21 protein-coding genes are annotated in these 22,061 nt (G+C 70.0%); 6 read left to right on the top strand and 15 right to left on the bottom strand.

The features are described 5' to 3' along the window. The first annotated feature begins 124 nt into the window (after nucleotides 1-124). Nucleotides 125-847: a sigma-70 family RNA polymerase sigma factor family protein gene (locus tag ACZ4O3_RS34950; protein ID WP_467726184.1), complete on the top strand. Its 723-nt coding sequence runs from the start codon at nucleotides 125-127 to the stop codon at nucleotides 845-847. A gap of 7 nt (nucleotides 848-854) precedes the next feature. Here ACZ4O3_RS34950 and ACZ4O3_RS34945 read toward each other — a convergent pair whose 3' ends face one another. Together ACZ4O3_RS34945 and ACZ4O3_RS34940 are read right to left on the bottom strand one after the other, a co-directional pair. Further along, nucleotides 855-1,712 carry a helix-turn-helix transcriptional regulator gene (locus ACZ4O3_RS34945; RefSeq protein WP_467726182.1) on the bottom strand — a complete coding sequence of 286 codons (858 nt, stop codon included), beginning with the start codon at nucleotides 1,710-1,712 and terminating at the stop codon, nucleotides 855-857. 78 nt (nucleotides 1,713-1,790) lie between these two features. Next, entirely contained in the window at nucleotides 1,791-2,687 is an 897-nt protein-coding gene (locus ACZ4O3_RS34940; protein ID WP_362725305.1) for an RNA polymerase sigma-70 factor, read from the bottom strand. A gap of 364 nt (nucleotides 2,688-3,051) precedes the next feature. Between ACZ4O3_RS34940 and ACZ4O3_RS34935 the strand changes: the two genes are divergently transcribed. Further along, nucleotides 3,052-3,354, top strand: a complete 303-nt coding sequence (locus tag ACZ4O3_RS34935; RefSeq protein WP_467726180.1) for a hypothetical protein — start codon at nucleotides 3,052-3,054, stop codon at nucleotides 3,352-3,354. On the opposite strand, the gene ACZ4O3_RS34930 is transcribed toward ACZ4O3_RS34935, so the two are convergent. Both ACZ4O3_RS34930 and ACZ4O3_RS34925 read right to left on the bottom strand, forming a co-directional pair. Beyond that, nucleotides 3,335-3,544, bottom strand: coding sequence for a hypothetical protein (locus tag ACZ4O3_RS34930; protein ID WP_467726179.1), 210 nt, complete (start codon nucleotides 3,542-3,544; stop codon nucleotides 3,335-3,337). The two genes, ACZ4O3_RS34935 and ACZ4O3_RS34930, sit on opposite strands and share 20 nt — an antisense overlap. Nucleotides 3,545-3,822: 278 nt before the next feature. Then, nucleotides 3,823-5,748: an N-acetylmuramoyl-L-alanine amidase gene (locus ACZ4O3_RS34925; RefSeq protein ID WP_467726177.1), complete on the bottom strand. Its 1,926-nt coding sequence runs from the start codon at nucleotides 5,746-5,748 to the stop codon at nucleotides 3,823-3,825. A gap of 317 nt (nucleotides 5,749-6,065) precedes the next feature. Between ACZ4O3_RS34925 and ACZ4O3_RS34920 the strand changes: the two genes are divergently transcribed. Then, the gene (locus tag ACZ4O3_RS34920) at nucleotides 6,066-6,503 is read left to right on the top strand and encodes a MarR family winged helix-turn-helix transcriptional regulator (RefSeq protein ID WP_467726175.1); all 438 of its coding nucleotides are present in this window, start codon (nucleotides 6,066-6,068) and stop codon (nucleotides 6,501-6,503) included. Here ACZ4O3_RS34920 and ACZ4O3_RS34915 read toward each other — a convergent pair. Further along, complete coding sequence (locus ACZ4O3_RS34915; protein ID WP_467726174.1) at nucleotides 6,500-6,988, bottom strand: VOC family protein; 489 nt, start codon at nucleotides 6,986-6,988, stop codon at nucleotides 6,500-6,502. The two genes, ACZ4O3_RS34920 and ACZ4O3_RS34915, sit on opposite strands and share 4 nt — an antisense overlap. A gap of 317 nt (nucleotides 6,989-7,305) precedes the next feature. Here ACZ4O3_RS34915 and ACZ4O3_RS34910 point away from each other — a divergent pair, with 317 nt between their 5' ends. Both ACZ4O3_RS34910 and ACZ4O3_RS34905 read left to right on the top strand, forming a co-directional pair. Further along, a complete protein-coding gene (locus ACZ4O3_RS34910; RefSeq protein WP_362715031.1) occupies nucleotides 7,306-7,776 on the top strand; it encodes a cupin domain-containing protein in 471 nt (156 codons plus the stop codon). A gap of 743 nt (nucleotides 7,777-8,519) precedes the next feature. Continuing rightward, the gene (locus tag ACZ4O3_RS34905; protein ID WP_467726172.1) at nucleotides 8,520-9,311 is read left to right on the top strand and encodes a DUF427 domain-containing protein; all 792 of its coding nucleotides are present in this window, start codon (nucleotides 8,520-8,522) and stop codon (nucleotides 9,309-9,311) included. A 227-nt stretch (nucleotides 9,312-9,538) separates the two neighbouring features. Here ACZ4O3_RS34905 and ACZ4O3_RS34900 read toward each other — a convergent pair whose 3' ends face one another. Further along, the gene (locus ACZ4O3_RS34900) at nucleotides 9,539-10,069 is read right to left on the bottom strand and encodes a hypothetical protein (protein ID WP_467726170.1); all 531 of its coding nucleotides are present in this window, start codon (nucleotides 10,067-10,069) and stop codon (nucleotides 9,539-9,541) included. Between the two features lie 363 nt (nucleotides 10,070-10,432). Between ACZ4O3_RS34900 and ACZ4O3_RS34895 the strand changes: the two genes are divergently transcribed. Next, nucleotides 10,433-11,200 carry a sigma-70 family RNA polymerase sigma factor family protein gene (locus ACZ4O3_RS34895; RefSeq protein ID WP_467726168.1) on the top strand — a complete coding sequence of 256 codons (768 nt, stop codon included), beginning with the start codon at nucleotides 10,433-10,435 and terminating at the stop codon, nucleotides 11,198-11,200. A gap of 83 nt (nucleotides 11,201-11,283) precedes the next feature. Here the strand turns inward: ACZ4O3_RS34895 and ACZ4O3_RS34890 are convergent, their stop codons facing one another. The 9 genes from ACZ4O3_RS34890 to ACZ4O3_RS34850 form a co-directional block, all read right to left on the bottom strand. Then, nucleotides 11,284-11,778: a cupin domain-containing protein gene (locus ACZ4O3_RS34890; protein WP_362715018.1), complete on the bottom strand. Its 495-nt coding sequence runs from the start codon at nucleotides 11,776-11,778 to the stop codon at nucleotides 11,284-11,286. A gap of 205 nt (nucleotides 11,779-11,983) precedes the next feature. Next, nucleotides 11,984-13,417 (bottom strand): aldehyde dehydrogenase family protein, encoded by a 1,434-nt coding sequence (locus ACZ4O3_RS34885; RefSeq protein ID WP_362715015.1) that lies wholly within the window; start codon nucleotides 13,415-13,417, stop codon nucleotides 11,984-11,986. Between the two features lie 104 nt (nucleotides 13,418-13,521). Further along, nucleotides 13,522-14,889 (bottom strand): phosphomannomutase/phosphoglucomutase, encoded by a 1,368-nt coding sequence (locus tag ACZ4O3_RS34880; protein ID WP_467726254.1) that lies wholly within the window; start codon nucleotides 14,887-14,889, stop codon nucleotides 13,522-13,524. A 5-nt stretch (nucleotides 14,890-14,894) separates the two neighbouring features. After that, on the bottom strand, nucleotides 14,895-16,535 hold the full coding sequence (locus ACZ4O3_RS34875; RefSeq protein ID WP_362715009.1) for a glycoside hydrolase family 13 protein: 1,641 nt from the start codon (nucleotides 16,533-16,535) through the stop codon (nucleotides 14,895-14,897). Next, entirely contained in the window at nucleotides 16,535-17,749 is a 1,215-nt protein-coding gene (locus ACZ4O3_RS34870) for a Gfo/Idh/MocA family protein (protein ID WP_467726167.1), read from the bottom strand. Before ACZ4O3_RS34870 ends, ACZ4O3_RS34875 begins: the two co-directional genes overlap by 1 nt. Continuing rightward, complete coding sequence (locus tag ACZ4O3_RS34865; RefSeq protein ID WP_362715003.1) at nucleotides 17,746-18,819, bottom strand: glycoside hydrolase family 130 protein; 1,074 nt, start codon at nucleotides 18,817-18,819, stop codon at nucleotides 17,746-17,748. Before ACZ4O3_RS34865 ends, ACZ4O3_RS34870 begins: the two co-directional genes overlap by 4 nt. Before the next feature lie 6 nt (nucleotides 18,820-18,825). Then, on the bottom strand, nucleotides 18,826-19,719 hold the full coding sequence (locus ACZ4O3_RS34860) for a carbohydrate ABC transporter permease (protein ID WP_362715000.1): 894 nt from the start codon (nucleotides 19,717-19,719) through the stop codon (nucleotides 18,826-18,828). A 1-nt stretch (nucleotide 19,720) separates the two neighbouring features. After that, nucleotides 19,721-20,680 (bottom strand): carbohydrate ABC transporter permease, encoded by a 960-nt coding sequence (locus tag ACZ4O3_RS34855; RefSeq protein WP_362714997.1) that lies wholly within the window; start codon nucleotides 20,678-20,680, stop codon nucleotides 19,721-19,723. 9 nt (nucleotides 20,681-20,689) lie between these two features. Next, the gene (locus ACZ4O3_RS34850) at nucleotides 20,690-21,961 is read right to left on the bottom strand and encodes an extracellular solute-binding protein (protein ID WP_467726166.1); all 1,272 of its coding nucleotides are present in this window, start codon (nucleotides 21,959-21,961) and stop codon (nucleotides 20,690-20,692) included. Between the last annotated feature and the right edge of the window lie 100 nt (nucleotides 21,962-22,061).

The following is a 22,061-nucleotide window of genomic DNA, read 5'->3' as shown; positions in this document are numbered from 1 at the left end:
GTCGCGCAGGACTACCCGCCGGGACGCGGAGCGGGTCAGGAGCACCGGCCGGTGTCACACGACGCGCGCGAGGTCTGTCAATGGACTGGGGGGATGCCGTGTCTCCGGAGGGGGAGGACATCGGATGGAACACGCGGAAGTGCTGCCGGTCACGGAGTTGCTCGACGAGCGCCGGCACCTGCTGGAAGTCGCCTGCGGGATGCTGGGCAGCTCCGGCGCGGCCGAGAGCGTCGTCGGAGACACCTACCGCCGGTGGTACGGGCTCTCCGAGGCGGAGCGCGTGGAGGCCTCGACTCCCCGGAACTGGCTCGCGAAGACCGTGGGGGAGATCTGTCTGAGCCTGCTCGCTCACCCGCGCCCGGGTGGGAGCTCCGTCGTGGGACGCCCGGAGGCCGAGTGCGTCGAACTCGCCGACCGCGCCCGCCACAGCGTCCGGACCCGTCGCTCCCGCTCCACCTCACCGGCCGAGCACGATCTCCTCGCCCGAAGCGTCCGCGAGGCCTGTGCGAACGAGGACGCAGAACTGCTGGAGTCGCTCCTGTGCCCGGACGCCACGGCGTTCTTCGACGGCGGCGGCAAGGTTCGCGCACCGACCAGGCCCGTGCACGGCAGCCGTCACGTCGCTCGAGGTCTGCTCGTGCTCCTGGCCCGCCATCCCCGTACGACCCTCACCGCCCAGTCCGTCAACGGGCGTACCGGACTCGTTGCGCACTACGACCGCGAGGCCGCCGCCGTCATCAGCTTCGACGTCGCCGCACAGCACGTGGCACAGGTCTGGATCGTCCTCAATCCCGACAAGCTGCGTTCCTGGAAGCACCTGCCGGCTCCGGGCGACCGCGGCTCCTGAACGTGCCTCAGCCGTGGGACGGTTCGGCGGGAGGCGGTGTGTCCGCCGGTGACGCCGGCGCGTGGAGGCGGGTGAGGCTCACGGTGCCCGGTGCGGCCGTGTAGACGACGAGGCGTTGGGACCGGTCGGGGTCGAGGAGCGTCTGGCAGTCGAGTTCCAGCAGTCCGAGCCGCGGGTGCACGAAGCGCTTGGTCGCGCAGTGGGGTCCCGGCACGAGATGCGCCCGCCACAGGGCGGCGAACTCGGGGCTCTCCTGGTTCAGCGCGTCGACCAGGCGCGCCGTGGGCGAGTCGGCTCCGTCGTGGGTGTAGGCGTCGCGGAGGTCGGCCGCCATCAGACGACTCTGTACGGCATGCTCGCTCTCGGGACGGATGAGCCGGGAGGCCGGGTCGGTGAACCAGCGGTAGTGCGCGCTGCGCGCCAGCCCGGCGTGGGCGCTCTCGTCGCCGAGCAGCGCCGTCGCGGGGCGGGTCTGCGCGAGAGTCTCACCGAGACGGTTCATCACCTGGGCGGGCGTGTCCCCCAGCCGGTCGAGGATGCGCGACATTCCGGCACTGATGTGGTCTGCGCGCCGCTCCCGTCGAGGTGTGGCGTGGCCTGCGGTGCGGAACAGATGGTCCCGTTCCTCCGGCGACAGGCGCAGGCCCCGGGCTATCGCCGCGAGCACCTGCCCGGAGGGGCGGGGGCCCCGCGGCTGTTCGAGACGGCTGTAGTAGTCGGCCGACACGTCGCACAGGGCCGCCACCTCCTCACGGCGCAGGCCGCGGGCACGTCTGCGGCGTCCGCGGGGCAGACCGACGTCCTCGGGCTGAAGGGCCTCCCGGCGGGTCCGCAGGAACGCCGCCAGTGCTGCTCGGTCCGCCATGGCTTCTCCTTGTCCATACCGATTGTCCACACCGAAGACCCCGCTCGCTCGCGCCCGGCGGCAGGGCCGGCACGGAGTTCATTCGTTCAGGGATGCCGCGTACGGCAGCAGCTTGGCGGGGTTCATCACCCACATGAGCCGGTCGATGCCGTCCACGGAGACGTCGACGGTCAGCAGGGCCACGGCCTCTGCACCGGAGGACAAGAGCACCGCGGGCCGGCCGTTCGCCTCGACCCAGCGGATCTCCTTCCCCGGCCAGAAGCGTGGCGCGAAGGCGGCGAGATACCGCGAGACGTGGGTCCGTCCGACGACCGGGATCTTGGACGCGCCGCGAAGTCCGTTGCCGTCCGCGTAGCTGACGACGTCCGTGGTGAGCACGTCCTCCAGAACCGTGAGATCGCCTGTCTGCGCGGCGGAGAGGAACACTTCCAGGAAGCGCCGGTGGGTTGCCGGGTTGACCCGCTCCCTGCGCTCGGCGGCCAGGTGCCGGCGCGCACGGCTCACGAGCTGGCGGGCGTTGGACTCGCTCGTCTCCAGCATCTCGGCGATCCGTGCGTAGGGATAGTCGAACGCCTCCCGCAGCACGTAGGCGGTGCGCTCCACCGGGTTCAGCTTCTCCAGCAGCAGCAGAACGGCCATCTCGACGGCCTCGGCCCGTTCGGCACCCAGCTGGGGGTCGTGCGTGGTGTCGACGGGCTCGGGAAGCCAGGGGCCGATGTAGGACTCCCGCCGGACCCTGGCCGACTGGGCCAGGTTGATCGCCAGGTGGGTCGCGGTCGTAGCCAGGAAGGCCGCGGGTTCGCGGACCTTCGAACGGTCGGTGTTCTGCCACCGCACCCAGGTCTCCTGGACCACGTCCTCGGCCTCCGCCGCGCTGCCCAGGACGCGATAGGCGATACCGAAGAGTCGCGGTCGTGCCGCAAGGAAGTCCCTCGTCGCTTGATCGAGAGTGTCGGGCCGCGCGCCGGCGTGCATGGATCGTCCCCTCTGGCCTCGTCACCGACCATGCTACAAGCGTGTCCCGATCACCTGCTCGAAGGGTGTGACTTCCGAGGAATGGGGCGCGAAAACGTACACACGCTGTCACTAGGTGTGTCCATGTGTTCTGGCCGGGGACCGACGTGCCCGGGGAACAGGCGTCCCGGGGCACCCCGCGCGAAAGTGCCGCGCTCTCGGCAGCGGAGCAGGTGGAGGAGTGGGCCCCCGCGGACGAGCACAGGACATCCGGGCTGTCACAGCGTCGCGCGCTCGACGGTCGCATAGGCAGAGGCATTTCGCTTCCGGCCCCGGAAGCGCCCCGGAAGCGGATGCGAGTCGTGGACGAAAGGAGAGGATTCCCATGTTGCTCGAGATGGACCGTCCTCTCGACGGGCCGGCGCTGCGGCATCCCGAGTGCTCTGTCGCCACGCAGAAGTGGCTGGTGGGACTGCCGTTCCATGCTCGCGGCTGCCAGACCGTCTGGATGTACTACCTCGTCGACCGGGTCCGGGACCGTCCGCAAGCGGTGTGGGCGGCCAAGGCCCGGGCCGGCAGAGAGGCGGACGGCCGGTGCCGGGGCGGGCCGGCCCCGGAGGCCGGCCCGGTCGAGGTGCGGAGAATCATGGAGGACCCCATAGGGAACGTCACTCTGGGCTGTTCTTGAGGTCATCGCGCATCGGCGTGGCGTCGTCCTTGCCGGAGTACTCCGTGCCGCGCAGCCGCGCCAGCCTCTCCGCCGTCGCCCGCATGTCCGCATCGAGCATGTCGAGGGCCTCCCCGAGTACGAAGGCGTGGGCCTCGAGTTCGGCGGCCCGGGCGGCCAGGGCCCGCCTGGCATCGGCGTCGAAGTGCATGGCGCGCGTCCTTTCGGCATCAGGGACCTGGGCGGCCGTCGCCGACCGTCACCCACACTGACCGTGCAGACCGCGAAGCTGTGACACGAGGATGCTTCCAGCGGGGCGAGCGTCTGCGCGGGACGCGGGCCACATCCGCAGCGTCCCGGGGTCTCTGACGGACGGCCGGGTGTGGAACCCGCTCACCGACCGCGTCCGGCAGCGGGCGGGCCCTCGGTGCGGCTCAGGTGTGCGCTGAGCCGCACCGAGGGTGGGGAGGGAACCGCGCCTTGTCGGCGTCAGTCGTCCTCCCAGTGATGTGTGGCCGTGGTCGTGCCGACTTCATCGGCGTAGACGAGCGCCACACGGTGGTTGTACTGGATGGTGTACATCTTCCTGCCGCCGATGACGACGGTTCCGGATGAGGCGAAGTAGTCGTCCGTGGCCGTCGGCGGCCGGGTGGCCACGTAGGCCTGCCCTGCCGCGACCGAGTACATGCTCAAGGGAGCTTGCGTGGACGCCCCCAGACCGGCCGGGTACTCGTCCTTGTCCGGATAACTGGACCCGTAGACGCCCACCGGGGAGGTGGCGGCCGCTTTGACGATCTTCACGCCGTAGGTGAGTCGGGTGTTCTCGCCGCCGGGGTTGTGGAACCACACCTTCGCGCCGCTGTACCAGATGGCGGTCCAGTCGCCCTGGACCCCGGCCACGACGAACTGCTGGCCGGTCTGGGCGGTGCTGCCCCAGTCGTTGATCCGGTCCGTGCCGGCTCCGCTGCCGTGGATCGCCTGGTCGCCGAAGAGCGGCGCGTCCTCGTCCGGTGCGGTGCGCAGGTAGACGGAGTTCGACGCCTGCCGTACCTCGGTACAGGCCTTGGTGGCACCGGTCGGATCGTCGCCGGGACAGATCTGGACGGTCTGCACGTTCTCGTCGAAGGCCGGATCGACGGTGACCACCGAGCCTTCGGACGGCACGGCGTGCTGCCCGCTCAGAGGGTGGCCGAGCAGGCGCATGAAATGGTCCCAGTCCCAACCCGTGCCCGGGTCCCAGTGCATGCCGGACACCAGCGAGGAATTCGGCCCCGCCACGCCGTCATGGCCCAGGACGTGCTGACGGTCCAGGGGAATGCCGAAGCGGGCGGACAGGTACCTGACGAGGTCCGCCGTCGCCCGGTACTGCTCCTCGGTGTACCAGGCAGCGCCCTGAACGGCGTATCCCTCGTGCTCGATACCTATGGAGTGCAGGTTCGTCGAGTAGTTCCCGGCGTGGAAGGCGATGTCCTTCGTCGGCACCATCTGGGTCACGGCGCCGTCCGCGGAACGCATGACGTAGTGCGTCGAGGCGGTGTTCTTCGGATCGGCGAGCCCCCCGACCCCGGAGTCGTAGGTGCCCTCCAGGTCGTGGATCACGATGGTGTCGATCCGGATGCCGTTGGCGGGCCTGTTCGACACCTGGCCGCCGGCCGGAGAGCCTTGAAGGAACGTGCAGGCCACCGTCGACGGGCACTCGGTTCCGGCCTCCGTCGCAGTCCGCAGACGCAGACGGCCGACCTGCTCGCGCGCGGTCCGTACGGAGGGGCGTGCCTTCAGCCGGATCCGCTGCCCGTCATGGGTCGTGCGCGCGGCGCCGTCGCGGATGGTGCCGTAGACACGGTCCGCGAAGCGGACGGCCGCCTGCTGCTGCGTCGACTGGCTGTAGCGGGCCACGGCGCCATACCACTGAGCGGGGTCCGCCGGCGTACTGTCGGTCACCTGGCGGGCATAGGAGGCGAGCAGCGCCGCGCCGCCCCGGATGTTCGCCGAGGCATCCGTTCGCAGCGTTCGGGCGGAGAGCCCGGTCAGCTTCGCGGCGGCCTGCACGGTGTGCAGGGCCGGATTCGCGGCGAGGCCGGCGAGGTCGCCGTGACCGGCGGCACCCGCGTCGCCGCCGGCCAGCATGGACGGAGTGACGTCGGTGAGGTGCATGGGTCCGAAGCCGCCGTCGGTGCTCGGCTGCGCATCATGCGCCTCCCACGCGGACTCCTGGTAGGCGACGCCCAGCAGGATGTCGAGGGGTACGTGGTATTCGGCCGCGGCCGCGGCGAAGTCGTGCTGCCGCGAGTCCTGGCCGCGGTCGCCGGATCCGTCGGCGAGCGCGGTGAACGGGAGGGTGGCCAGGGCCCCTGCGGTCAGGGCACCCAGGGCGATGGCGACGGTGGGACGTAGCCGCGATTTTCTCTTGTGCAAGGTGCTTCTTCCTCGGGCGAGTTGAGCTGGAGTCGAATGCTTCGCCGGGCGGCCGCCGGCACACGTGGGCCACGGTTCCTGACGACGACACCTGTATGACCCGCCAGTGCCGGGGGTTGTGACAGCGACATCACAAGGTGCGCGGCTGATGGGGCAATTGACCCGGAACGCCTCGCCCCGGTTCACATCCGGCTGCGTTTCCATCGGGCCGTGGGAGACCGCGGTGTCACACGGGACGGAGCTGCCCGGTCCTCCCACGGGGGGATACGGGAGAGCCCAGCGAGCTCTTCTGCCCTGTCAGGCCGCCAGGAGGACCGATGCACGCATCCGCCGGGCTCAGCCGACGTTGGAAGGTCCTCGACAGCCTTCACCGGCGCGTCGCGTCACGGATCGAACAGCAGCTGTACGAGGAATTCGGTGTCAGCACCCGTGAGTACGACGCTCTCGCCGTTCTCGCCGGGGGAGCGGGCGTCGCAGGCCAACAGGTCCGTACCGTGGCGCGGGCGATCGGCCTCAGCCCGTCCGCCACCAGCCGCCTCCTCTCCCGCCTTCGCGACCGTGATCTCATCGCCGTCCAGGTCGGCCATCGTGATCACCGCACCCTGGACATCCAGTTGACCCCTGCGGCACACGAACTCCTCCGCAGGGGTCCCGCCGCGCTGGAGAGGATCACCACGGCCGCGATCGCAGCGCTGAGCGCCGCGGACCACGACCCGGGCCTTGTGGAGTGGCTGCGGACCGACAGGCCCTACTAGCCGGGGCCGGGAACCCCGGCCCGTGCGGACAAGCCGGATCCGGGGGCCGTGCCGGCCTTGACTCCCCTGAGCAGACCGGTGGACTGACCCACCTCGATGAGGTAATCGTCCGGATCGCGCAGGTAGCAGCGGAGCTCGGAGCCACGGTCGACCGGTTCGGAGAGAAAACGGGCACCCTTCGCGACCGCGTGGGCGTAGAACGCGGCCATGTCGGCGACGCGCACGTTGAGGAAGCCGGAGACCGGCGAACCGCTCCGGGGCACCTCCAGCGTGACGTCGGGTTTGTCGGGGGTGGGTCCGCCTCCGGGATTCATGATGATCCAGCTGTTGGCGACCTTCAGGATCACCGGGTTCTCCTCCATCACCACCTCGCCGCCGAAGACGTCCGCGTAGAACTGCCGCGAGGCGGCGACGTCCCGCACCGTGAGGAAGTGGGTGAGGAGAAGGCCGTGCTCGGGGGCGGGGAGACCGCCGTGGGCTGCCATCGTTCGTCGTCCTTTCGTTGCCGGTCGGTCGGGGGTGTGTGGACCGAGGCGGCGCACCGGCCTCATCACATGCGGTGCGCCCTGCGGTGACACTGACCGTGTGCGGACTCCTTCTGTGACGGGTCGTTACGGGGGACGGCAAGGCAAGGGGACGGAACGGTACTGGTCCGGCCGGCTGAGGCCGGGGTCTGTCACAGATCCGACGCGTGCTCGGTCAGTCCCCCTGGAAGCAGGTGGTCCTGAAGTCCGGCCACCATCGTGCGCCGGACGGCCAACGTGCCGGTGCGGTGCGCTCGAGCCAGGGAAGGTGCGTCAGAGTGTCAGAGAATGGACAGCACAGTGACGGTCACGGTCACGGAGGCCACGGTCACGGGACCGGCGATGCGGACGGCCCGGGCTGGACCAGGGCGGCCAAGCTCCTCCAGGACGCCGCGCCGATCACCGTGCCGGAGGGTGCCTCGGCGATGACCATCCATGTCGCGTGGGAGCCCGGTGACCCCGGCACTCCGCCGCACCGCCACTCCGGGCCGGCGTTCGGATACGTCACCAAGGGCGCGGTCCGCTTCGAGCTCGAGGGTGAACCGGAGCGCATCGTCGAGGCCGGCGGAACATTCTGGGAGCCCGGCGGCGATGCCATCCACTACCAGGACGGCAACGCACTGAGCGACGCCAGGACCGAATTCGTGGTCACCATGATGTGTGCTCCGGGCAAGCCCATGCTCGAACTCGTCGACGAGGAAGAACTCAAGCAGCGCGCACACCTGCGCGCCCCACGGCCCACCGCCTGATCCCCGGCCGGCCGACGGTTCCGGACATCGGATACCGCTCAGGACGAGGAGACGAGCGGACATGAACGCCTCCGACCTGGTTCACGTGATGCTCACCGCGCTCTTCGCGGCCGCCGCCGTGAACGGGGTGCGCCGAGCGGCATCCGGTGCGGCGGGACGGCGCGGACGCGGAGGCCAACTGCTGCATGCCGCCACGGCTTCAGGCATGGCGGTCATGCCACGGAGCCAGGGGAACCTGCCGCGGCACCCCGCCGCACCGGTGTTTTTCGCGGTCGCGGCCCCCTCGTTCCCGCTCACCGTCATCCGTCGGCACCAGGAGTCCGGCGTAGCCGTCCTCGTCAGGCGACTGCCCGCCACGACCGGTATGGCCGCCACGACGCGGATGGCATGCCCGGCCCACGCGGCAGGGCGCCGGACCCCCGGCCGCCGCACACCACAGCACCGTGCCGGGCCGCCCGGCACACCTGTCGTCCGCCGCCCAGGCGGTCACCGCCGTACTGGCCCTGCATTTCCTGGTGTACGCCCTGTCGAGACCGGTCCGCGTCATGCCCGGTCTGTGCGCCCGGAGGGGCCCTTCCGCCGACCCGCTCGACCGACACGAGCCCTACGCGTCCTTCTGGGGCGGATCGACGGCGCTGGGCAGGCCATCACGCTGCTCGTGCCCCACTGACCCGCACCGCACCGCCGTCCCGCTCGTCGTGTCGAAGCCCATGATCCCGACTCGATTCCCGCGAGGTACCACCATGGCAAGTGAAAGCGTTCTGCACCCGAGCCTGATCGTCCCGGCCGGGCACGTCGAGCCCGTCCCGCGCCGCGTCCGGGGTCTCATCGGAGGAAGCGTCGTCTTCGACAGCCGCCGCGTGCTCTACGTGTGGGAGTGGCGTGCCTACCCGCAATTCAGCATCCCGGTCGAGGACATGGTCGAAGCGATGCTCGTCGACGACCATCACACCGAGCACCGCGGTGCGGGTCCTGCACGCCGTCACACGTTGCGGGTCGGTTCCGAAGTCCGAGAGGGCGCGGCCTGGGTGTGGGACCGGGGCGCCCCGGACGCGCTGCAGGGTACGGTGCGATTCGAATGGAATGCGCTGGACTCCTGGTTCGAGGAGGACGAACCGGTTTTCGTACACCCCAGGAGTCCGTACTCCCGGGTGGACGCCCTGCGTTCGTCGAGCAGTGTCCGGGTGGTGGTGGACGGGGTCGTGCTGGCGGACGCGCCCAACTGCGTGAAACTGTTCGAAACAGGGCTGCCGACGCGTTACTACGTCGAGCGCATGTACGTCGACTGGACCAAGCTGCGGCACTCGGCGGTGGTCACCCGGTGCCCGTACAAGGGGACGACGAGCGCGTACTGGTCCTTCGACGGCGCCAGCGGTGCCCACGAGGCCATCGCCTGGGCCTACGACTTCCCGACCATCCACGCCAACCGCGTGGCGGGCCTCGTCGCTTTCTACAACGAACACGTCGATCTGTACGTCGACGGCGTGCTGCTGCCGCGGCCCGCCGATCCCTTCCGCGAAGCCGTTCCCGAGTAGCGCCCCTCCGGAGCGTGCGCCCGGTCCTGTCCGTCGGTGTATGATGAACACATCGTTCACAACATCATGTTCGACACGGTTACCGTGATGATGTTGTGACGTGCCACCTGCCCGGAAACCGAGCGGGTGGGGTGCGCCGGGTGTCGTCTCTTCCCCCGGAGGCGACGCCCGGCGCCACATGGCCGGGCGGGAAGCGACCGAGGCTCTCATCGCCCGGACGAGGGCTGTCAGGGCCGCTTCGCACGGTAGAGGCCGCGGCCCGTCCGCCGGACACGTGAGGTCCCGACCAGCCGGTCGAGCGTGCTCCTGACCGCGTTGATGCTCGCACTGTCCTGGTCGCGGCCCAGAGCCGCGGCGATGTCCCTGGCGCGGACGTCGGCGTCACCGGAGTGGTCGAGGTACTCGAGAATCTGCTCGGTCAGTCTGCCGTAGTGCCTGCCGCCGGTACGAGGCCCGGTCGTACCGCTGTTCACGTCGGGTTCCGGGGAAGGCGTGTCCTGCCGAGCCTCGGCAGACGCTTCAGGACGGTCATGACCCGTGACTGCCGCACCGGCTGATCTTGGTGTCGGTCGCTGCGCCGCGTCGTGCACGAGGGTCTCGATGGCGTCGAGTGTCCGCCGTACGGAGCCGAGATGGGCCACGACCGCGGCGAGTTCCCTCTCCAGCGCCTGCTTCTGGATCTCCAGGCGAGCCAGATCCTCCTGGAGGTTCTCGGCGGTGATCTCGATGTTGTGCGTTGCGTGGCTTGCGGAGACCATGTGTCCTCTCGTCCTCGACGCTTTTCGCTGCGTGCCTGTGCGGCACACCTCCGTTGTGATGCGACCCATGAGCCGCGGACCTCGTGCACACAACATCATAGGGCGGACGATGCACCGTCGCCGAGGGATCGTGCTGGGCGGTGAACCGCCGATCCTACGAGGTGATCACGGTGGTACGGCTGAGTGAACCGCCGAACGTCACACTGTCTGTGCCCGGCGCAATCGATTCGATGCAGGCACCGGAACACGATGTGCGAGATCCTCTGGCGTGGGACGTGCAGACGGTGCAGACTCCGTACAGGCGGTCGACCCGCAGGCATGTCACCGCGTCCAGGGCGCCGCCGTGGGTGTGGAGGGGTGCGGATGGATTCCGTCGGCGATGTGCTGTCAGTCGCGGAGATGGTGGAGGAGCGGCGGCTCCTGGTGGACGTCGCGCATCGGCTGCTCGGCTGCAGGATCGCGGCCGGGAGCGTGGTCGACGAGGTGTATCGGCGCTGGTACGGGCTGTCCGAAGGGGAGCGGGCGAAGATCGGGCAGCCGCGTTCCTGGCTGGTGACGAACGCCCGTGAGGTCTGTCTGCCGCGACTCGCCGGACCGCCGAACGAGCGTTCCGGTACGCCCGGGGAGTCCGCCGCGCGGTGGTTCCGGGTGCGGGAACGTGTCGTACAGCCGGAGCCGGAGCCGGAGCCGGAGCCGGAGTGCGACGACTACGAGTGCCCCGACTGCGTGAGTCACAGCGCGCGGACACGGCACACACGGCCCACGACGCAACAGCACGCCGCGCTGAGCGGCGCCCTGCGGGATGCCTGCATGGCGCAGGCCACGGAGGCTTTGGCGGCCCTGCTCGCACCGGACGTGAGCGTCTTCTTCGACGGGGGAGGCAAGGTTCGGACCCTCGCCCACCCCGTCCATGGCAGCCGGCGGGGCGCCCGGAGTCTGTCGATCCTGCTGGCCCCGCAGCGCCGCACTGTCCTGGACACCCGTCCCGTCAACGGACGGACCGGTCTTGTCGTCCGTTACGACCGTCAGACAGCCGCGGTCCTCACGCTCGACGTCGCCGGCTCCCACGTCATCCAGGTCTGGGTCACTCTCAACCCCGACAAACTCCGTTCATGGAACCGGCCCGCCTGAGTTCCGACCGGCCGGGTTCGGGCCGAGCCAGGGCATCCGGGGACGGTGCGCCCGCTGACAGCCCGTCCTCGTCGCTCGCGCCCCTACTCCACGAAGTAGGAGTCGTGTCTGTCGAAGAACGCGGACCGTTCCTCCTCCGAGGCGTTCCCCAGCCGGGACACCTGCTCGAAGTACTCCTCACGCGGGGCGCCCGGAGTGAACAGCAGCAGCATGTCCGCAGGCGCGTCGGAGTCGTTGCGGAAGGCGTGCAGACCGCCCTGCGGTACATGGAGGAAGTCACCCTTGCGGGCGTCGACCCACTGCACGCCGTCGAAGACACGCACCGTGCCCTCCAGGATGTAGAACGACTCCGAGATGCGCTTGTGGAAGTGCGTCTTGGGCCCGCCCGCCCGGGGTTTCATCTCCACCCGGTACAGCCCGAACTCTCCCCGGGTCACGTCCGTGGTCGCCAGGTAGTGGAGGGCGTCCTTGCCCGTCCCGCTCTCCCCGAGGTCCGGTGGGGTGCTCGCAGGGCGGAAGACGGCGCTGACCTCACCGTTCTCGCCCCAGTACTTCTGTTCGGGGTAGGGGTACGACATGGCTTGGATCCTTTCCTGTCGCGTACGTGGGTGACGTGTCGGTGCGGTCCACTGAGCGGCACCTCCACCCATCAGACCGTCTGGCGCCGGCCGATGTGACACCGGGACTCTTCGGTGGCCGCCAGGGCGCCTGCTCTCGCCGACGATGCGGCGGCCGGGCGTGGCGGCGGTCGCATCGTCGGCCCGCGGACGAGGCCGACCGCGGTCAGCGGGTGATCGCCTTGGTCTCCAGGAACTCCTCGATGCCGGCGTGACCCATCTCCCTGCCGTTGCCGGACTGCTTGTAACCGCCGAACGGCGCCTGGAAGTTGTGCTCTCCGCCGTTGACGTCGACCTGGCCGACGCGCAGACGCCGTGCGATCGCCATGGCGTGTTCCTCGTCCCCGGTGACGGCGGCGTTGAGGCCGTAGACGGTACCGTTGGCGATCTCGACGGCGTGGTCGTCGTCGGTGTAGGGGATGACGGTCAGAACGGGGCCGAAGATCTCCTCCTGCGCGATGACGGAGTCCGGGTCGACGTCGGAGAAGATCGTCGGTCTCACGTAGGCGCCGGTCTCGAATCCCTCCGGCCTGCCGGGCCCTCCGAACGCGAGGGTGGCGCCGTCGGCGACACCGCGCCGAATGTAGCCGTCGACACGCACGCGTTGCGTCTCCGACGCGACCGGACCGATCCGGGTCGTCTCGTCGCCGGGCGCACCGACCGTGTATGCCGGCGCGGCGGCACGCAGCTTCTCGACGACGGCCCGCTGCAGGTGCTCGGGTACGAGCATGCGGGTGTAGGCGCCGCACGCCTGGCCGGCGTTGGCCCAGGCGTAGGCCAGCCCGCGCCGGACGGCGAAGTCGAGGTCCGCCTCGGGCAGGACGATGTGGGCGGCCTTGCCGCCGAGTTCGAGGGCCACCCTCTTGACGGTCTCGGACGCGGCGGCGGCGACGCGCCTGCCGGCACGGGTGGAGCCGGTGAACGAGATCATGTCGATCTTCGGATGGCGCACGAGTGCTTCACCGACCACGGGTCCGGTGCCCTGCACCACGTTGAACACACCGTGCGGCAGACCGGCCCCGGCGGTGATCTCCGCGAACATCCGGGCGCTGGCGGGGGACAGCTCCGAGGGCTTGAGCACGACGGTGTTGCCTCCCAGCATCGCCGGGACGACCTTGGTCACCACCTGCTGGAGCGGGAAGTTCCACGGGGTGACGGCTCCCACGACGCCGATCGGCTCACGGACCACGAGCGAGTTCTCCACCACCCGCGTCCACTCGTACGTCTCGGCCGCGGTGACCGCGGCGAGTGTCGAGGCGACGGGAAAGCCGACCTGCGCCTGCCGGGAGAAGCTGATCGGAGCGCCCATCTCCAGGGTGATGGCGGCCGCGAGTTCCTCGGCACGCTCCTGCATTCCCCGCGCCAGGCCCCGCATGATCGCGAAGCGGCTCTCCGGCGGGGTGGACGACCACGTGGGGAAGGCGGCGAGCGCGGCTTCCACGGCCTCGTCCACCTCCTCGGCCGTGGCCTCGTGCACGACGGCGCTCACGGAATCGTCAGCCGGGTTGACGACATCGATGAGGGGCCCGCGGCCGATCACGGGGCGCCCATCGATCCAGTGGGACGGTACGGGGAGGAGATCTTCACGGTGGGTGTTCATGCCGCCAAGACAACCGTGCACGGGAGGAGGGATCCATGTTCCCCCAGAGCCATGATCCACGTCACTGCGTACCCGGGCACCAGCGCGGCACGGTGCGGTAGCTGTCATGCGCGGACGAGTGCCAGTACCTCGTCTCGTATGCGGTCGAGGGTCGATGACTCCGTCGCTTCCACGTTGAGCCGCAGCAGCGGCTCGGTGTTGGAGGGACGCAGGTTGAACCACCATGTGGGGGCGGAGACGGTCAGGCCGTCGAGTTCGTCGGTGGTGACACCGGCACGCCCGGCGAAGTGCTCGCGCACCGAGACGAGGGTGGAACGCGTGTCGCGGACGGTGGAGTTGATCTCCCCGGATGCCGGCATGCGCTGATAGCGGCGCATCAGACCCGACAACGGCTCCGCTTGGGAGCCCAGAGCCGCGATCACATGGAGGGCGGCGAGCATACCGGTGTCCGCGTTGTAGAAGTCCCGGAAGTAGTAGTGGGCCGAGTGTTCGCCGCCGAACACCGCGTTCGTCCTGTTCATCTCGGCCTTGATGAACGAGTGACCCACACGTGTGCGGACCGGCGTGCCGCCGTGCTCGCGGATCACCTCGGGCACCGTCCTCGAAGTGATCAGGTTGTGCAGCACGGTGCTTCCCGGACGGCCGGCGAGCAGCCGGACGGCGATCAGCGCGGTCACCGCCGACGGGGTGACCGCCTCACCGCGCTCGTCGACGACGAAGCAGCGGTCGGCGTCACCGTCGAAGGCGAGGCCCAGGTCGGCTCCCTTCTCCCGTACCGCGTGCTGGAGGTCGACGATGTTGGCCGGGTTCAGCGGATTGGCCTCGTGGTGGGGGAACGTCCCGTCGAGCTCGAAGTAGAGGGGGACGATGTCGACCGGCACGTTGCTGAAGACGGCCGGCGCGGTGAGCCCGCTCATTCCGTTGCCGGCGTCCACCACGATCCTGAGCGGGCGGATACCGGAGAGGTCCACGAGCGAGAGCAGGTGGGCCGCGTACTCCTCCAGCATGTCGCGCTGCCTGATCGAACCCGCCGGACGGCGCGGTGCGGGCAGTTCCCCGCCCGCGGCCCAGCGTTCCACGAGGGCGCGGATGTCCAGCAGTCCGGTGTCCTGCCCGATCGGCGCCGCGCCCGCACGGCACATCTTGATGCCGTTGTAGCGGGCGGGATTGTGGCTGGCCGTGAACATCGCACCGGCCTGCCCCAGGCTGCCGCTGGCGAAGTACAGCTCGTCCGTGGAACACAGGCCGATCTCGGTGACGTCGGCTCCCTGGCCGGCGGCGCCCCGCGCGAAGGCCGCGGCAAGGCCGGGTGAACTGGACCGCATGTCATGGCCCGTCACGATGGCCTCGGCGCCCGTCGTCTCGACGAAAGCCGCGCCGAACAACTCGGCAAGCGCCTCGTTGAGTTGTTCGGGTACGACACCTCGGACGTCGTACGCCTTCACCACTGCGGACAGGTCGGTGACTGACAGGTCTCTCACTGCGGGTACTCCTCAAGAACGATCCAGACGGCGGTGTCCTGCGGGACGTCCCGGCCGTCGAGTGGTGCGCTGGACAGCAGTACCCGGGCACGGTCGTCCAGCCTGACAGGTCGCGCACCGAAGTTGACCAGGCACCGCAGGCGGGCCGACCGGTCGAAGGCGAACCATTCGCCGCTCGCGGGACCCCGCACCCGCAGCCCGGTGCGCATGGGCGGATGGGCGCGCCGCAGGCGCAGTGCCGCGCGGTACAGCGTGAGCATGGAGAAGGCGTCGTCCCGCTGAGCCGCCACGGTGAGAGCGCCCCAGTCCGAGGGCTGCGGAAGCCAGCAGCTCTCGGGGTCGGCGTCGCTGAAGCCGTACGGCGGGACACTGCCCGTCCAGGGCAGGGGCACCCGGCTGCCGTCGCGTCCTCGGTGGCGGTGCCCGGAGCGTTCCCACAAGGGGTCGCGGATCCGGTCGTCCGGCACGTGGGCCTGCGGCAGGCCGAGTTCCTCGCCCTGGTACACATAGGCCGCCCCGGGAAGGGCGAGCATCAGCAGCGCCGCCGCACGAGCGCGCCGCTCGCCGAGCCGGCCGCCTCCGTAGCGGGTGACCGGACGCACGGCATCGTGACTGGACAGAACCCAGGTCACGGGAGCGCCCACCGCGGACATGCCGTGCACGGACTGCTCGATCACGTCGCGCATCGCGGCTGCGTCCCAAGCGCACTCCAGGAAAGCGAAGTTGAAGATCTGCTGCATCTCGCCGGGCGCGACGTAGCGGGCCAGCCGCTCGCGGTCGAAGACGCCCGCTTCGGCGACCATCACCCGCTCGTGCGGCGGCACCGCCCCCACGGGGGCGGGGTGGCGGTCCAGAAGGGCCCGCCACCTCCGGAAGAGCGGGTGCAGCTCCTCCTGGTCGTAATAGGGCATCAGATGATTGCGGTGGACGTCCTGGTGCTGGCCGGGGCCCGCGTCGGGCAGGCCCTCGGCCTTGAACAGGGTGTGCGCGACATCGACGCGGAATCCGTCGACGCCCTGGTCCAGCCAGTGCTCGAGTATCCGCTCGAACTCGGCGGCCACCTCGGGGTTGCGCCAGTTCAGGTCGGGTTGCTCCGGGGCGTGCAGGTGCAGGTACCACTGGCCGGGGAGGCCGTCCGCCTCGTCGATCCGGGTCCAGGCGGGACCGCCGAAGGCGGACTGCCAGTCGTTCGGGGGCAGTTCACCCTTCTCTCCGCGGCCGTCCCGGAAGATGTAGCGCGCTCTGGCCGGAGTTCGCGGGTCGGCGGCGACCGCCTCGCGGAACCAGGGGTGCTGGTGCGAGGTGTGGTTGGGGACCACGTCCACCAGGACCTTGATGCCGAGCGCGTGTGCCTTCGCCACCAGGGCGGCGAAGTCGGCAGGGGTTCCGAGGTCGGATGCCACACCGGTGTGGTCGGCGATGTCGTAGCCGCCGTCCGCCAACGGTGAGGGATAGAAGGGGGTGATCCACACGGCGTCCACGCCCAGTTCGGCCAGATGCTCCAGCCGGGCGGTGGCGCCGGGCAGATCGCCGACGCCGTCGCCGTCGCCGTCGGCGAAGGCTCTGGGGTGGATCTCGTAGCAGACCGCCTCCCGCCACCATGGGGAAGGCGGGACAGGCGCGGGTGTCAGCGTCATCACGCTTCTCCGGAGAGGACGGGTGCGGTGACCGTGACGGTCCGGCCGTTCCGTGCGGAGCGGGTCGCGGCGTCGGCCACGGCGACCGCGGTCAGGCCGGACGTGGCGTCCGCCTGCGGGGTGCCGCCGTGTTCCGCGCTGTGCAGGAGGTCCGTCATCGCGGCCCGCACGCTCTCGGCGTACACGTGCTGCTTGCGGGCCTCCCCGCCGAGGCTGACGACACACTCCACCCGGTGCGGCACACTGCGTTGCACACCCCGGCCGCGGGCCGGGCCGGGCGACCCGGCGTCGCGGGTCACGGACACCGTCACACGCTCCTGCCCGTGCGGCCGCAGACCGTCGACGGCGAGCAGCTCGGCGGCCCGTGCGGGCAGCGCCTCCCAGCGGGCCGCGCCCGCCTCGTCGGTCCACGCGGTGATCGTCGCGTGGGTGGGGATCCAGCCGGTGACACGTGCCTCGGCGAAGCCGTAGTCGAGACGCATCAGCTGACGCTCCGCGCGGTGGGCGTGCGTGAAGGAGTGGGTGTGGGTGGCGACGGCCCCGCCGGGGTGGACGGCGGTGGCGACCACGATGTCCACCGGGCCGTCGGTGCGCCGCACCTCGGTGCCCTGCACCTGGAACGGGACGCTGCCCATCAGGGCGTTGGCGGCGTCGAAGAAGTGCACGCCGTGCTCGACGTGGATGCCTCCGCTGCGCGCCGGGTCCCAGAACCAGTGGCCGGGCCCGAGGTCCTCGTCGGAGGCGTCGTTCTCGAAGGCGAACCGCCGCAGCGGGTCGAGCAGTTGTTCCTGCCCGAGCCGCTGCAGCAGCCGCAGGAGAGGGTTGTAGCGCAGGACATGGTCGATCACGAACACCCCGCGCGAGCCGCGGGTTTCCGCCTCGACTCGCGCGGCGTCCGCCACGCTGAGCGCCATCGGCTTCTCGCAGAAGACGTGCTTGCCCGCCCGTAGCGCGGTGACCGCGGCGTCCGCGTGCGCGGCCGGCGGGGTGGCCAGCACGACCACATCGACGTCTGTCGCTGCGGCGACGTCCTCCACGCTCGCGTGGACGGCCGCGCCGTACCGGTCGGCGAGCACCTGGGCCCGCCGCCGGTCGGCGTCGGCGCACGCGACGACCCGCAGCGCGGGGATGTCGTGTATCGCGTCCAGTACGAACGTGCCGAAGGCTCCGCAGCCGACCAGAGCGACGCGGCGCCCGGTGCGGCCGGAGGTCACTCGGACCGGTCCAGGCGGGCGACGCCGATGTGCGCGTCGGCCATGCCGTAGAAGACGTACCGTACGCCGTCGATCTCCTCCACGGCGGTGGGGAAGACCACGTTGGGCACGGTGCCGGAGCGCTCTTCCTCGGTCTCCGGGGCCATGAGCGGCTCGGCGGTGCGGGCGATGACACGGGCGGGGTCCGCGGGGTCGAGGATCATCGCACCGGCCGCGTAGTTGACCGTCTGCACCTGCGCGAAGGGATCCTCGATGGTGCCGGAGACGCCGTGGTGGATGAGCAGCCAGCCCTCGTCGACCCGGATCGGAGCCGGGCCGGCGCCGATCTTGAGCTCCTCCCACGCGTACTCGGACAGCGCGACCAGACGGTGGTGGCGCGGCCGTGTCAGGGCGCCGAGGTCCTGCTTGACCTCGTCGACCGGAACGTAGGAGATCCAGATGCCCGGGCGCTCGTCGGTCACCCCGGCCGGCAGGTGAACCCCCTCGCCGGGCCGGAACCAGCCGAGGTCCCACATCGGGCGGTGCAGCATGGCGTAGTACATGGCGCCGTCCGGGCCCGGTACGGGCTCGGGGAAGTGCACGACGTCCTTGTTGGGGAAGAGATTCAGATCGGTGTCGAGGTCGGGCTGGTAGGCGAACTGGATGGGGCCCAGACGCTCCCAGTGGACCAGGTCCTCCGAGACGGCGAGGGCGGGCTTGGGCCCGAGCGGCCCGTAGGCCACGTAGGACATGACGTGCCGGCCGAGGTCCTCGATCCAGGTGGTGCGGGGGTCCTCCACACCGGCGTTGTTCTTGCCGCGCTCCCAGCCGGCGTCGGGGGCGAGAACCACGCCGCGGCGCTCGACGCCGGTGGGCACGCCGTTGTCCAGGGTGACCTCGGCGAGGCCGACGCGGGAGACGTTGCCGTCGGAGACCAGCCGCGGCAGCAGGTGCAGCCGGCCGTCGGGCGTGCGGCCGGAGGCCGGGTTGAGCACGCCCTCGACCTCGTTGGCCTCGCCCGGCAGTGGGGACATCACGACGCCGACCCGGGTCAGGGTGTAGGGGACGGGGGTGGTGGTGCTGTGGGACACGGAAGGTCAGCCCTTCGTTGCTGAGTCGATGTCGGTGGAGTTGAACCGGCGCTGGAAGACGAGATAGAGAGCCACCGCGGGCGCGGCCAGGACGCAGGCTCCGGCGAGGATGGTGCCGAAGGGGTTGGCGGCGGCGGACGCGACGGTGCTGATGTAGTTGGCCAGCGAGACGGCCAGCGGCTGCATGTCCTGCCGCTTGGTGACGAGGAACGGCCAGAGGAACTCGTTCCAGGGGCCGGTGAAACTGAGCAGCACGACCGACAGGAGGGCCGGCTTGCACAGCGGCAGCGCGATGCGCAACAGGATCTGCAGTTCGTTCGCGCCGTCGATGCGGGCCGCCTCGAACATGGCGGCCGGCAACTGGAGGAAGAACTGGCGGAAGATGAACACGGCGCTCGTGTTGATCGCGAACGGCAGGATCATGCCGAGGTAGGAGTCGGCGAGTCCGTAGTCGCGGACGATCAGCACGTACAGCGGGATCAGCAGCAGCTGGAACGGCACGACCTGGACCAGCAGCACCAGGGCGAACGTGGAGCCACGGCCGCGGAACTGCAACCGGGCCAGGGCGTAGCCGGCCAGCAGGCCGAACACGGTGGTGCAGAGGATGACACCGCCGGTGAAGATGCCGGAGTTCACCAGCGAACGGCCCAGCGAGATCGCCGAGTCGATCGCCGCGTAGTTGTGCAGGGTCAGGTTGGACGGATTGGGGAACGCCCCGGAAGGACTGGAGTCGGGCTCCTTCTGGAGGGATCCGATGATCATGTAGTAGAAGGGGAAGAGGAAGGCGAACGCCCCGATGAGGAGGGCGACCCGCGATCCGATCGCCCGGCTTCGGCGGCGCGGGGTCCGGTCGGTGCCGGGGCGCTCGTCGGTGGGGCGGGCTGCGACGTCGGTGGTCATCTCAGTCCCTTTCCACGAGGCGTCGGTAGGCGAGTGAGATGGCGGTGATCAGCACGACGAGGATCACGCCGATCGCCGCGGCCTCGTCCGGGTGTCCCTGCTGCAGACCCCGCTGGTACATCAGCAGCACGGGCGAGGTCGTCGCGCCGTCGGGTCCGCCGCCGCTGGTGAGCAGGTAGGGCTCGGTGAAGAGGTTGGCGCCGGTGATCGTGGCGAGGATCAGGACCAGCAGGGTGGCGGGCCGCACCGCGGGCACCGTGACCGAGCGGAAGATGCGCAGCCGTCCGGCCCCGTCGATGGCCGCCGCCTCGTAGAGCTCGTTCGGCACGTTCTGCAGTGCCGACAGGTACAGCACCACGAAGAAGCCCAGTTGCTTCCACGCCACGAAGATCGCCACGACCGGCATCGCGAGGTGGGAGTTGACCAGCCAGGACGGGCTCGGGGCCAGGGGGCCCAGCGCCTGGTTGACCAGCCCGTCGTTGTTGAACAGGAACAGCCACACACCGACGACCGCCACGCTGGCCGTGATGTAGGGGATGTAGTAGGCGGTGCGGAAGAAGGACCGCAGGGGCAGTTTCTTGTTGAGCGCGTTGGCCAGGACCAGCGAACCGACCACGGTCAGCGGCACGTTGATGACCAGGAAGACGGCGATGTTGAGGAAGGAGCGCCAGACGTCCGGGTCGGTCAGCACCGTCGTGTAGTTGTCCAGGCCCACGAAGGGCCGGTCGACCTGCACGCCGGGCGCGGCGAAGTAGTAGTCGTGGAAGGACATCCACACGGCGAAGCCGAGGGGATACACGAAGATCGCCGCGAGGTAGATCAGGTACGGGGAGACGAAGAGCATGCCGATGGGCTGGTGGCCGCCCAGCCTCAGCCGCCACGGTGAGCGTGGCGTGGGCGGCTTCGTCGTCCCCCCGCCGGCGTGGCGGCGCCGGCGGGCGTCAGAGGTGGTGGTGGACATGGCGACTGCTCACTCGCCCTGCGCCAGTTCGTCCACCTTGGCGGCGGCGGCCTTGAGGGTCGCGGAGACGTCGCCCTTGCCGAAGATCACGGCCTTGGAGTACGCGTCACGGAAGGTCTGCCAGACCTCGACGGAGTTGGGGACGTTGGGCGCCTCGATGGTGTGTTCCGCCTGCTGCGCGAAGGCCGCGTACTGCTTGTGCGAGGCGAAGTAGGCCGGGTAGGCGCTCGTCAGGCCGGTGCGCATGGGCATCTGGCCGGTCGCCTCCAGCAGCTGACCGTCCTGGTCCTTGCTGGTGGCGAACTTCATGACGTCCCAGGCCGTCCCGCGGTTCTTGCAGGCCGTGAACATGCCGATGGACTTCTCGTCGCTGAAGGTGCCCTTGCCCGGGGCCCCGTCCGCGGTGGGCACCGGTACGGCGCCCCACTTGACCTTGTCACCGTAGACGGAGACCGCCCAGGGGCCCACGGTGGCCATGGCGGCCTTGCCGTCGGCGAAGGCGTCGCCGTTGTACGTCTCGTTCGGTGCCAGGTGCTCGGAGTACATGGTCTTCCACAGTTCGGCGGCCTTGATGCCGTCGGCCGAGGCGAACTGCGCCTTGCCGTCCTCGACCAGCTGCTTGCCGGTCTGCGCCGTGAACATCGGGTAGTAGTCGAACCAGGACTGGTAGAACTCCGACGACGGAGCCGGCCAGATCGCCGCCTTGGCCGCCTTGGCGGCGACCAGCTTGCGCGAGGTGTCGAGGAAGTCCTGGTAGGTGGAGAGCCTGGGGTGCTCCGGGTCCAGCCCTGCCTTCTTGAAGAGCGCCTTGTTGTAGAAGATCATCACGGGGTTGCTCTTCCACGGCATCTGGTAGTACTTGCCGTCCGGTGACGCGTACTGCGACAGCTTGTCGCCGACCCGGGCCTGCAGGTACTTCTTGCCGTCGGGGAAGTCGTCGAGCGGGACGAGGCCGCCCTGCTTCTGGAACCCGGGCACGGCGGCCGGGGCGGTGTTGAGGACCAGGCAGGGGGCGTTGCCGGCGGTGATGGCCGCGCCGATGACCTCTTCGGAGCTCTTGCCCGCCGGAATCTCCTGGGCGGTGACCTTCTCCTTGGGGTGGGCGGCGTTCCAGGACGCCACCATCTTCTTGCCCCACGCGACTTCCTGCGCGTTGTTGGAGTACCACACGGTGATCGGTCCGTGCGCGTCGTTGGAGGTGCCCGAGTCGGAGCCGCCGCTGCCGCACGCGGAGAGCGTCAGCGCGGCCACCGGCAGCATGACGAGGAGGGCCTTCTTCATTGGAGGTTCCGTTTCTTGCTGGATGAATGTTTTGCGGTACGGCCCGGCCGGTGTGGGTCGCCCGCCCCGTCCCGGGGGCTTCGGCGCATCGGCGTGCCGC

Source organism: Streptomyces sp. NPDC026515 (assembly GCF_055567595.1).
The sequence above is the reverse complement of the archived record's forward strand: the minus strand, read 5'-3'. Positions and strand labels throughout refer to the sequence as shown.

Bases quoted from the DNA above. Each gene is read 5' to 3' on its own strand.
- ACZ4O3_RS34950 (WP_467726184.1), top strand. From the start codon at position 125: ATGGAACACGCGGAAGTGCTGCCGGTCACGGAGTTGCTCGACGAGCGC.
- ACZ4O3_RS34945 (WP_467726182.1), bottom strand. From the start codon at position 1,712: ATGGCGGACCGAGCAGCACTGGCGGCGTTCCTGCGGACCCGCCGGGAG.
- ACZ4O3_RS34940 (WP_362725305.1), bottom strand. From the start codon at position 2,687: ATGCACGCCGGCGCGCGGCCCGACACTCTCGATCAAGCGACGAGGGAC.
- ACZ4O3_RS34935 (WP_467726180.1), top strand. From the start codon at position 3,052: ATGTTGCTCGAGATGGACCGTCCTCTCGACGGGCCGGCGCTGCGGCAT.
- ACZ4O3_RS34930 (WP_467726179.1), bottom strand. From the start codon at position 3,544: ATGCACTTCGACGCCGATGCCAGGCGGGCCCTGGCCGCCCGGGCCGCC.
- ACZ4O3_RS34920 (WP_467726175.1), top strand. From the start codon at position 6,066: ATGCACGCATCCGCCGGGCTCAGCCGACGTTGGAAGGTCCTCGACAGC.
- ACZ4O3_RS34915 (WP_467726174.1), bottom strand. From the start codon at position 6,988: ATGGCAGCCCACGGCGGTCTCCCCGCCCCCGAGCACGGCCTTCTCCTC.
- ACZ4O3_RS34905 (WP_467726172.1), top strand. From the start codon at position 8,520: ATGGCAAGTGAAAGCGTTCTGCACCCGAGCCTGATCGTCCCGGCCGGG.
- ACZ4O3_RS34900 (WP_467726170.1), bottom strand. From the start codon at position 10,069: ATGGTCTCCGCAAGCCACGCAACGCACAACATCGAGATCACCGCCGAG.
- ACZ4O3_RS34895 (WP_467726168.1), top strand. From the start codon at position 10,433: ATGGATTCCGTCGGCGATGTGCTGTCAGTCGCGGAGATGGTGGAGGAG.
- ACZ4O3_RS34890 (WP_362715018.1), bottom strand. From the start codon at position 11,778: ATGTCGTACCCCTACCCCGAACAGAAGTACTGGGGCGAGAACGGTGAG.
- ACZ4O3_RS34885 (WP_362715015.1), bottom strand. From the start codon at position 13,417: ATGAACACCCACCGTGAAGATCTCCTCCCCGTACCGTCCCACTGGATC.
- ACZ4O3_RS34875 (WP_362715009.1), bottom strand. From the start codon at position 16,535: ATGACGCTGACACCCGCGCCTGTCCCGCCTTCCCCATGGTGGCGGGAG.
- ACZ4O3_RS34860 (WP_362715000.1), bottom strand. From the start codon at position 19,719: ATGACCACCGACGTCGCAGCCCGCCCCACCGACGAGCGCCCCGGCACC.
- ACZ4O3_RS34855 (WP_362714997.1), bottom strand. From the start codon at position 20,680: ATGTCCACCACCACCTCTGACGCCCGCCGGCGCCGCCACGCCGGCGGG.
- ACZ4O3_RS34850 (WP_467726166.1), bottom strand. From the start codon at position 21,961: ATGAAGAAGGCCCTCCTCGTCATGCTGCCGGTGGCCGCGCTGACGCTC.